The 9,422-nt window shown below is 75.0% G+C and carries 12 protein-coding genes; 1 reads left to right on the forward strand and 11 read right to left on the reverse strand.

Features of this window, described 5'->3' with window-relative positions; translation table 11 throughout:
* Window positions 1-108: 108 nt before the first annotated feature.
* Entirely contained in the window at window positions 109-312 is a 204-nt protein-coding gene (locus F2B26_RS12020) for a hypothetical protein (RefSeq protein WP_328698677.1), read from the forward strand.
* Here F2B26_RS12020 and mutM read toward each other — a convergent pair.
* From mutM to F2B26_RS12075, 11 genes are all read right to left on the reverse strand, one after another.
* A complete protein-coding gene (gene mutM, locus F2B26_RS12025; protein ID WP_159809677.1) occupies window positions 266-1,168 on the reverse strand; it encodes a bifunctional DNA-formamidopyrimidine glycosylase/DNA-(apurinic or apyrimidinic site) lyase in 903 nt (300 codons plus the stop codon). The genes F2B26_RS12020 and mutM overlap by 47 nt on opposite strands.
* A gap of 4 nt (window positions 1,169-1,172) precedes the next feature.
* Complete coding sequence (rnc, locus tag F2B26_RS12030) at window positions 1,173-1,958, reverse strand: ribonuclease III (RefSeq protein ID WP_159809679.1); 786 nt, start codon at window positions 1,956-1,958, stop codon at window positions 1,173-1,175.
* Window positions 1,959-1,974: 16 nt separating this feature from the next.
* Window positions 1,975-2,172, reverse strand: a complete 198-nt coding sequence (gene rpmF, locus F2B26_RS12035) for a 50S ribosomal protein L32 (protein WP_159809682.1) — start codon at window positions 2,170-2,172, stop codon at window positions 1,975-1,977.
* A 3-nt stretch (window positions 2,173-2,175) separates the two neighbouring features.
* The gene (locus F2B26_RS12040; protein ID WP_159809684.1) at window positions 2,176-2,769 is read right to left on the reverse strand and encodes a YceD family protein; all 594 of its coding nucleotides are present in this window, start codon (window positions 2,767-2,769) and stop codon (window positions 2,176-2,178) included.
* 133 nt (window positions 2,770-2,902) lie between these two features.
* Window positions 2,903-3,388, reverse strand: coding sequence for a hypothetical protein (locus F2B26_RS12045; protein WP_159809686.1), 486 nt, complete (start codon window positions 3,386-3,388; stop codon window positions 2,903-2,905).
* A complete protein-coding gene (gene coaD / locus F2B26_RS12050; protein WP_159809688.1) occupies window positions 3,385-3,876 on the reverse strand; it encodes a pantetheine-phosphate adenylyltransferase in 492 nt (163 codons plus the stop codon). The genes F2B26_RS12045 and coaD overlap by 4 nt, the downstream gene beginning before the upstream one ends.
* Window positions 3,877-3,920: 44 nt before the next feature.
* The gene (gene rsmD / locus F2B26_RS12055; protein ID WP_159809690.1) at window positions 3,921-4,466 is read right to left on the reverse strand and encodes a 16S rRNA (guanine(966)-N(2))-methyltransferase RsmD; all 546 of its coding nucleotides are present in this window, start codon (window positions 4,464-4,466) and stop codon (window positions 3,921-3,923) included.
* Complete coding sequence (locus F2B26_RS12060; RefSeq protein WP_235929640.1) at window positions 4,463-6,118, reverse strand: DUF6297 family protein; 1,656 nt, start codon at window positions 6,116-6,118, stop codon at window positions 4,463-4,465. Before F2B26_RS12060 ends, rsmD begins: the two co-directional genes overlap by 4 nt.
* Window positions 6,115-6,804, reverse strand: coding sequence for an ABC transporter ATP-binding protein (locus F2B26_RS12065; RefSeq protein ID WP_159809692.1), 690 nt, complete (start codon window positions 6,802-6,804; stop codon window positions 6,115-6,117). The genes F2B26_RS12060 and F2B26_RS12065 overlap by 4 nt, the downstream gene beginning before the upstream one ends.
* A 42-nt stretch (window positions 6,805-6,846) precedes the next feature.
* Window positions 6,847-9,078, reverse strand: a complete 2,232-nt coding sequence (locus F2B26_RS12070; RefSeq protein WP_159809694.1) for an ATP-dependent DNA helicase RecG — start codon at window positions 9,076-9,078, stop codon at window positions 6,847-6,849.
* The coding region (locus F2B26_RS12075) for a hypothetical protein (RefSeq protein WP_210766850.1) at window positions 9,078-9,422 on the reverse strand (345 nt) is incomplete at its 5' end. The genes F2B26_RS12075 and F2B26_RS12070, both read right to left, overlap by 1 nt.

A 9,422-nucleotide genomic window follows, 5' to 3' on the forward strand; every position in this document is an offset into this window, starting at 1 on the left:
TCCGCGCTGTGACGCCGGCCGCCCCGAACCACACGTCCTCCCTTCTCCCAGAGCCGCGGAACCACCCCATCGCCCTGCACTGACATCCCAGAGACGACAGGACATCCCATGACTTCGCTCGCCGACTCCCCGCTGTGGGACGAGCCGAGGATCCTGCTGAGCCCGCACGCGGCCGGCGGACGCCCCGTCGGGGCGGACGAGCTCATCGGCGAGAACCTCGTGCGCCTGGTGCAGGGGCGCCCGCTGCGCAACCTCGTGCGGCCGGCTACCGGTGGCCCTGACGCGGCCGCGGCTGGCACCGCGGACAGCTGAACGACGACCGGTTCATGAACGCCTCACGGACCACGGGCGTGCCGCACCGGGGGCACGGGCGACCGGTCTGCCCGTAGACGGCCAGCGACCGGTCGAAGTAGCCGGATGCGCCGTTGACGTTGACGTAGAGCGCGTCGAAGCTCGTGCCCCCGGCGGCCAGGGCCTCGCGCATCACCTGCGCGGTCGCGTCCAGCAGCGTCGTCACCTGGGCCGGGCGCGCGGTGGCCGTCGGGCGGGCGTGGTGCAGCCCGGCGCGCCACAGGCCCTCGTCGGCGTAGATGTTGCCGATGCCGGAGACCAGCTGCTGGTCGAGCAGTGCCCGCTTGAGCCCGGTCCGTCGGCTGCGCAGCCGGGCCACCACCGCGGAGGTGTCCAGGTGGGGGTCGAGCAGGTCCCGGGCGATGTGCGCGACGGGTTCGGGCACGAGCGGGTCCGGCGACCCGGCGCCCGCCGGCAGGCCGTCGGCCGTGGGGACCAGGTCGACGACCGTGAGATGCCCGAACGTACGCTGGTCGACGAACTGGAGCGCGCTGCCGTCGTCCAGCACCAGCTCGGCCCGCAGGTGCCGGTGCTCGTCCGCACCGGTGCCCGCGGCCTGGACGAGCATCTGGCCGCTCATCCCCAAGTGCACGAGCAGCGCCTCGTCGCGCCCGTCGAGCGTCAGCCAGCAGAACTTCCCGCGACGGACGGCCGCGACGAGCGTGCGCCCCCGCAGCCGCACGACGAGCTCGGCCGAGCCGCCGGGGGCACGGCGTGCCGCCGACTCGCGGAGCACCCGCACGTCGCGCACGGTGCGACCCAGCACGTGGTCCGCCAGACCCGCACGGACGGTCTCGACCTCGGGGAGCTCGGGCACCGGCTCAGCGGTCCGCGCGGCCCGCCGTGGTCCGCTCGACGTCGGCGGGGGCCGGGGCGGCGGGTGTGTCCGTCACCTCGTCGTCCTGGGTCGACGAGGACAGGGCGCGGTAGGCCATCTCGGCGGCCTGCTGCTCGGCGATCTTCTTCGCGGCACCGGTGCCGCGGCCGTACTCCTCGTCGGCGAAGAGCACCCGGGCCGTGAACACCCGGGCGTGGTCGGGGCCCTCCCCCGAGACGTCGTAGTACGGGGCGCCCAGCGACCGGGCCGCGGCGAGCTCCTGCAGCGAGGTCTTCCAGTCCAGCCCGGCGCCCAGGTCGGAGGCCGCACGCAGCGTGGGGCCGACCAGGCGCAGCACGAGCTCACGGGAGGTCTCCAGCCCGTGCGCCAGGTACACGGCGCCGAGCAGCGCCTCCACGGTGTCCGAGAGGATCGAGTCCTTGTCCCGGCCCCCGGTGTGCAGCTCACCCTTGCCGAGCAGCACGAAGGAGCCCAGGTCGAGCGTGCGGGCCACCTCGGCCAGCGCGCGCTGCGACACGGTGGCGGCGCGCATCTTCGCGAGGTCGCCCTCGGAGTTGTCCGGCAGCCGCCGGTAGAGCTGTTCGGTGACGACGAGACCCAGGACCGTGTCGCCCAGGAACTCCAGGCGCTCGTTCGTCGGGATCCCGCCCGCCTCGTGCGCGAACGACCGGTGCGTGAGGGCAAGCACCAACAGCTCGGGGTCGAGATCGACCCCGAGCCGTTCGAGCAGTGCGGCCGGAGCGCGCGCCGGCGTACGCGGGCTGCTCATCGACGCGCGACTCGTGTCAGTTGCCCTCGTGCTCGCTGCGCACGGCGCGGGCGTAGGTGCGCTCGCCGTAGGCGCCGCAGGTCGGGCACGCCGTGTGCGGCAGGTGCAGGCCCTTGCAGCGCGCGCACGTGCTCAGCGTGGCAGCAGTGGTCTTCCACTGCGACCGGCGGGCGTGGGTGTTGCTGCGCGACATCTTCCGCTTCGGAACCGCCACTGGTCAGCCCTCTTTCGTCTCGTCGTCGTCCGCCAACGCGGTCAAGGCCGCCCAGCGAGGGTCAAGCAGGTCATGCGCGTGGCCCGGGTCGTCCGCGAGCCGCGCACCGCACTGCGAGCACAGGCCCGGGCAGTCGGCGCGGCACAGCGGCTGGAACGGCAGAGCCGGTACGACCGAGTCCCGCAGCACGGGCTCCAGGTCGATCAGATCGCCGTCGAGCTCGCGCAGGTCCTCGTCGTCCTCGTCACCGTCCTCGGCCGCGACCTTCGCACGCTCGGGGTAGACGAACAGCTCCTGGAAGGGCACGTCGACCTCGTCGACGACCTCCTCCAGGCACCGCACGCACTCCCCGACCGCGCGACCGCGGACGGTTCCGGTGGCCAGGACGCCCTCCGTGACCGCCTCGAGCCGGACATCCAGCTCGAGCTCAGCCCCGGTGGGAATGCCGATCACAGCAGTGCCGAGGCCGTCGGGGGCACCCACGAGGCGTTGCACCGTCCGCATCGATCCCGGACGCCGCCCCAGATCGTGCGTCTCGAGCACGAAGGGCGACCGGGGATCGAGGTGAACTGGGCGCACAGTCGCAGGTCCCCTCATCGATCTCGGCCCACGCCACGAGCGGCAGGACCAGCGGGGAAGTCTACGGCACCCAGCACCGGCCGCCAAACGCCACCGCCGGACCGGGCCTGCGCCGCGCGGCACCCGGCGACGGACGTCACCGCACGGGACGTCACAGCGTCGGGCCCAGCCGCCCGGCGAGCTTGGCCCGGCCGGCCTGCACCTGGCTGAGCACCTTGCCCAGGTCGATCTCGAACTCGGCCAGCCGACGGTCGCAGTAGTCGTCGGCCTCGCGGCGCAGCTCGTCGGCCTCGGCCTGCGCCTGCTGGACGATCTGCGCGGCGCGCTCACGTGCCGCGACAGCCACGGCATCGGCCTCGACGAGCGCCTGCGCCTGCTCCTGCGCGGCCGCCAGCACCGCCTGCGCCTGCTCCTGGGCCGCCGCACGCGCCGCATCGGCGTCCGCGATCACCTCGTCGGCTGCATCGAGCTGGGCGGGCAACGCCTCGCGCACCTGGGCGACCAGGGCGAGCAGCTCGGGCCGGCTCACGATCACCGACGAGGACATCGGCATCGACCGGGCAGCCGTCACCGTCTCCTCGATCGCGTCCAGCGCGCCCGCCACACCCGCCGTGCGCTCGTACTGCTCCTCGCTCATCGCCCACCCTTCCGTTCGGCCAGCGCGGCGTGCACGGCGGCCACGACGGGCCCCGGCACGAGGTCGTCGATCCGCCCACCGTGCCGTGCGATGTCCTTGACCATGGAGGAGGCGATGTGCGCCAGCGACTGGTCACCGGCGACGAACACCGTCTCCACACCCGACAGGTGTCTGTTCATCAGCGCCATCGGCACCTCGGCGTCGACGTCGGAGGCACCCCGGATGCCCTTGACGACGGCGCACGCGCCCTGCTCCTGCAGGTAGTCGGCCAGCAGCCCGGGGACCAGGCCGACCCGGACCCGGGGCAGGTCCGCCACGACCTGCCGGGCCAGCTCCACGCGCACCTGCGCCGGCAGCAGCGGCACCTTGGCGTCGTTGGTGGCGACGGCGACGACCACCTCGTCGAACATCGTGAGGGCGCGACGCACCACGTCGAGGTGGCCGAAGGTGATCGGGTCGAAGGACCCCGGGCAGACGGCGATGTGCACGGACCCAACCTACGTCGTAGGCGCGGGGCACCCACCCGCGGCGCTCAGCGGCGCGCGAACCACAGGTGCGTCTCGCCGTAGCGCCGGTCGCTCTCGGCGGTCAGACCCGCCGGCCAGCTCGGCCCGGGCGAGCGCGTCGACCGCTCGACCACGAGCCAGCCGTCCTCCTCGAGCAGGTCCGCAGCCCGGGTGAGCACCGCGTCGAGCGCGTCGCCGTCGACGGCGTAGGGCGGGTCGACGAGCACCAGGTCGAACCGGTCGGTGCCACCGTCCAGGAACCGCTCGACCCGGTCGGCGACCACGCGCACCCGCTGCGCCAACCCGGTCGAGGCCGCGTTCGCGCGGCACACCTGGGCGGCCGCCCGGTCGTGCTCCACCAGGACGACGAGCTGCGCACCGCGGCTGGCCGCCTCCAGCCCGAGCGCACCCGAGCCGGCGTACAGGTCGAGCACGCGCGCACCGTCCAGGCCCACGACGTGCTCGAGCCGCGAGAACAACGCCTCACGCACCCGCTCGCTCGTCGGCCGGGTGCCCCGGGGCGGGACCGCCAACGTCCGCCCGCCGGCCTGGCCCGCCACGATCCGGGTCACCGCGCGGTGCCTCCACGGGCGGTGCGGTCGGCCTCCTGGGCCTCCATCGCACGCTCCATGAACGACTTCGTGCTCGTCGACGAGGCGACCAGCACCGCCACCACCGAGGTGACCACCTGCGCCATCACGAGGGTCGGGCTCACCGAGCGCAGCACGATCGCGATCCACAGCGGGAGCATGCCGAGCACGACGACGTCCGGCCCCCGCGCCAGCACCGAGGCGACCCCCGTCGGCAGGGCCCCCATCGGGGTCGAGACCAGCGGCTTCTGCCAGTCCGGGGCCGGCCGGTAGGCCGCACGCACCGCCGCGGCGGCCCACGCCGGGGTCGACGCGATCCCGAGCGCGAGCCAGCCGGGCAGGTTCCCCGCCCAGTGCCCGAGCGCGGTGAAGACCGCGAGCGACCAGACGAGCATGACGAGAGCCGGGACCACCATCCGCAGCCGACGGACAGCCGTGGGGCCCAGCGGCAGCAGCCGGTCGAGGATCGGGGCCATCTCGGCCCGACGGGCACCCTCGGCCGTCGCCGAGGCGGCCAGGTAGCCGCCCACGAGGACAGCGACGACGACCCCCAGCTCGGTCGCCAGCTGCGGCAGCACCGTGACCAGGGCCACCACGGCCGCCGTGACGACGAGCTGCGCCAGGTGCCGCACCGACCGGCGCAGCACCACCAGATCGGCCGTGACGAGTGCCGTGGCCGGGCCGCGCGCGGTGCGCAGCGCGGACACCCACCGGCGCGTGGGCCGCGCCGACCCGTCCGACAGCGCCCGGCCGAGCTCACGGGAGTCCATCGACACCAGCGCACCGGCCGCCTGCGAGGCGACCGACCCGCTCTCGCGCAGCCCGCGCTCCCTGATCCGCGCGAGCCGCGAGTCCATCAGCAGCGCGAGCCCGGCGACGACCACAGCGAGGACGGCGACCAGCGACCACGTCGGCACCGGCAGCCGGTCGAACGACAGCCCGGCCGTCGCGAGCAGCACCGCCGCGACCAGCGCGGCCAGCATGACGAGGTCACCGACGACCGCGATCGCCCGCCGGCTCGCCCCGAGGGTCTGCGCCAGCCCGGCCGCCAGCACGAGGAGCACCCCGGCGAGCGCACCGCTGAGCGCGCCGCGCAGCAGGTGCCCGCCGTCGTCGGCGAGCAGCCCCCCGTCGAGCACCCCCACGAGCAGGCTCAGCACGAGGGCTGCGACGACCGGCAGCCGCAGCGCCGCCGGACGCAGCAGCGCCCGCCGGTCCACCGGCAGCCCCAGCCACCACGCCGCCTCGGCGCCCCCGGCGCCCACCGGTCCCAGACGTCCCGCCAGCGACAGCAGCCCCCCGGCCAGCGCCAGCAGCAGGACGGCCACGAGGGTCGGCACGCTGAGGCTGAAGTCCCCCGTCACCGGCGGCGGGGGCAGCGCCACCCGCAGCTGCTGGGCGATGCCGAGCCCGAGCAGCACACCCGTGCCGGCCACGACGATTGCGTAATAGACGTCACCCAGCAGCGAGCCGAGGCTCGCACCGGCGCGGGTCCGCGCGGCCTTGCGGGTGAACCGCCGCAGCTCGACCGCCGACGGCACCTCCCCCAGATCGGCCTCGGCCACGGCGGGCCAGCCCTCCAGGGTGACGTGCTGCTCCCCCGGGACCGGGTCAGGCGACCACTCGTCGCTCACGCCGGCTCCGCAGCGATCCGGTCGGCGGCCTCGTCGGCCCCCAGCAACGGGGAGGAGGCGTCGTCGACGTACACCGCACGGTCCGCGACGGCGCGGACCAGCTCGGCGTCGTGCGTGGCGAACAGCACCGCACCGCCGGCCTCCTTCTCGGCCACCAGCCGCTCGGCCAGCGCCTGACGCATCCGCAGGTCGAGGCGCTGCTCCGGCTCGTCGAGCACGAGCAGGGTGCGCGGACGCACGAAACCGGCCGCGAGCAGCAGCCGGCGCCGCTGACCGGACGACAGCGCCGTCGGCAGCGAACGGCCGTGCTCGGTCAGCCCGAACTCCTCGAGCAGCTCGTCGACCAGCTCGCGAGCGCCGAGCATGCCGTGCCCGCGCGCGGTGAGGTAGAGGTGCTCGGCCACGGTGAGCGCGGGGAAGTACGCGTCGTCGTCCAGCACGCTGGAGACCTTCGCGCGGAACTGCACCGACCGTTCGTCGACGTCCTCGCCCAGCACGGTGAGCGAGCCGCCGGACGGTTCGAGCAGGCCGATCACCGCCCGCAGCACCGTCGACTTGCCGGCGCCGTTGGCACCGACGAGGGCCAGCGCGCGGCCCTCGGGCAGGGTGAAGGACACCGGGGCGCACACGGGCGCACCGCCGTACCCCACGAGGAGCTTGTTCGCACGGACCACCGGCTTCGCCACGCCCGCCAGGGTAGCCGGGCACCCGGTGTGCTCCGGCCGCCGTCAGGCCTTGTCGAGGTACTCCTCGCGGTCGCCGACGAGCAGCGACTCGATGGCGGCCCGCAGCGCGGGGTGCCCCGCCAGCTCCGGGTCCTGGGCGACCAGCCGGCGGGCAGCGGTGCGGGCACGTTCGATGACCGCGCCGTCCCGCGTCACCCGGAGCAGCCGCAACGAGCTCGCGACCCCGGACTGTGCGGCACCGAGCACGTCCCCCTCGCGCCGCAGCTCCAGGTCGCGCTGCGCCAGCTCGAAACCGTCCCGGGTCGCCGCGAGCGCCGCCAACCGCTCGGCCGCGTCGGACCCCTCCGGCGCCGCCGACACGAGCAGGCACAGCCCAGGCCGGTCCCCCCGGCCGATCCGGCCGCGCAGCTGGTGCAGCTGGGACAGCCCGAACCGGTCGGCGTCGAGCACCACCATGACGGTCGCGGCCGGCACGTCGACCCCGACCTCGATGACCGTCGTCGAGACCAGCACCGGCGCCCGCCCCGAGGCGAAGTCGGCGAACGCCCGCTCCTTGTCCTCCGGCGGCATCCGCCCGTGCAGCACCGCCACAGGCACCGGGGCGAGACGCTCACCGAGCTGCGCGGCGACCTCGACGACGCTCGACAGGGCGCGGCGGGTGTCGACCAGCAGCAGGTCGGCCTCGTCGTCCCCGCCCCCCGAGACTCCGTCCGGTCCGGCCGCGTCCGACGTCGTGTCCGGGTCGATCCGCGGTGCGACGACGAACGCCCGGCCGCCGTCGGTCGCGGCGTCGCGCACCCGCTGCCAGGTGCGTTCCATCCACGCCGGCCGGTCGGCCGGGACCACGTGCGTGACGACCTCAGCACGTCCGGCCGGGACCTGGGTGAGCGTGGACGTCTCCAGGTCACCGAACACCGTCATCGCCACCGTGCGAGGGATCGGCGTGGCCGTCATCACGAGGGTGTGCGGCACCGAGCCGCGTGCCTTGTCCCGCAGCGCGTTGCGCTGGTCGACGCCGAACCGGTGCTGCTCGTCGACCACGACGAGACCGAGGTCGGCCAGCTGCACCTGCTCCGACAGCAGCGCATGGGTGCCCACCACGATCCCGGCGGCACCACCGGCCGCATCGGCCAGTGCCCGGCGACGGGAGGCCGCCGACTGCGAACCCGTGAGCAACGCCAGGCGGGTGGCGCCCTCCGCACCGCCGAGCTCACCGCCCTCGGCCAGGTCACCGAGCAACGCGCGCAACGTGCCCAGGTGCTGGGCGGCGAGCACCTCGGTCGGCGCGAGCAGGGCCGCCTGACCACCGGCGTCCACCACCTGGAGCATCGCCCGCAGCGCGACCACGGTCTTGCCCGACCCGACCTCGCCCTGCAGCAGCCGCTGCATCGGCACGGTGCGCCCCAGCTCGGCGGACAGCTCCTGCCCGACCGCGCGCTGGCCGTCCGTGAGGGCGAAGGGCAACCGGGCGTCGAACGCGTCGAGCAACCCGCCGGTGCGACGCGGCCTGGCCACCGCGAGCTGCTCGGCCGCCCGCGCGTGCCGGCGGGCCAGCTCGGCCTGCAGCACGAACGCCTCCTCGAACCGCAGCCGGGCCTGGGCGGCGCGCCACTGGTCCGCGGTGTGCGGTTCGTGCACCTGACGCAGCGCGTCCACGAGCGGCAGGTAGCCACGTTCGGCCCGCACCTCGTCCGGCAGCGGGTCGGGCACCTCGTCGGTCGTGATCGGGTCGAGCACCGTGTGCACGGCCTTGGCGATCTGCCAGGACGAGATCGCCGCGCTCGCGCCGTAGACCGGGGCCGGCCAGGTCGCCCGCTCGTCGTCGCCGTCCTCGAGCGGTTCGAACTGCGGGTGGGTGAGCTGCAGCTGCCCGTTGTACCGGCTGACCACACCCGTGAAGTAGGCCCGCTGCCCGTGCTGCAGCGCGGCCCGGTGGTGCGCCAGCTTGGCCGGGTGGCCGGCGAAGAACGTGATCCGCAGCTCGTGCACCCCGTCACCGACCACCGCCTCCAGCAGGGCCTTGCCGGTCCGGGTCGAGCGCAGCACCGCGCGGTCCACCTGGGCGATCACCGTGACGTGCTCACCCTCGACGAGGCCGGCCAGGTCGGTGGCGGTGCCCTTGTCGTCGTACCGGCGCGGGTAGTAGCGCAGCAGGTCGCCCACGGTCCGCGGGCCCAGCGCCGCCAGGGCCCGGGCCGTACCGGGCGCGACGACCCTGGCCAGCGGGCGGGCCAGCAGGTCGGGCTCGTCGACCTGCCCCTCGAGCCGCACCATCACTCGGCGCCCAGCAGCCAGCCGCGGCCGACGCCGCCCGGAGCCAGCAGCACGAGGTCGATGTCGCGCCCCGCCACCAGGTCGGTGAGCACCGACGGCTCGGCGCCGGACGCCGGGGCCGCCGTGAGCACGTCGACCCGGTCGTCGAGCAGGGCCGCCAGGGCCGCGGGGAGCTGGTCGTCGTCGTCGACCCGCGCCCGGCGCACCCTGGCCAGGGCGGCGTGCACCACCTGGACGGACGGCCCACCGGCCGCCGCAGCCGCGCAGGCCACGGCCGTGGACACCGGGTCGTCGGTGAGAGCCTGTGCCGCCGCGGCGAGCCTTGCGTCGGTCGCCAGCACGAC

The sequence above is a fragment of the Cellulomonas citrea genome, from assembly GCF_009829685.1.
Classification (GTDB): domain Bacteria; phylum Actinomycetota; class Actinomycetes; order Actinomycetales; family Cellulomonadaceae; genus Cellulomonas; species Cellulomonas citrea.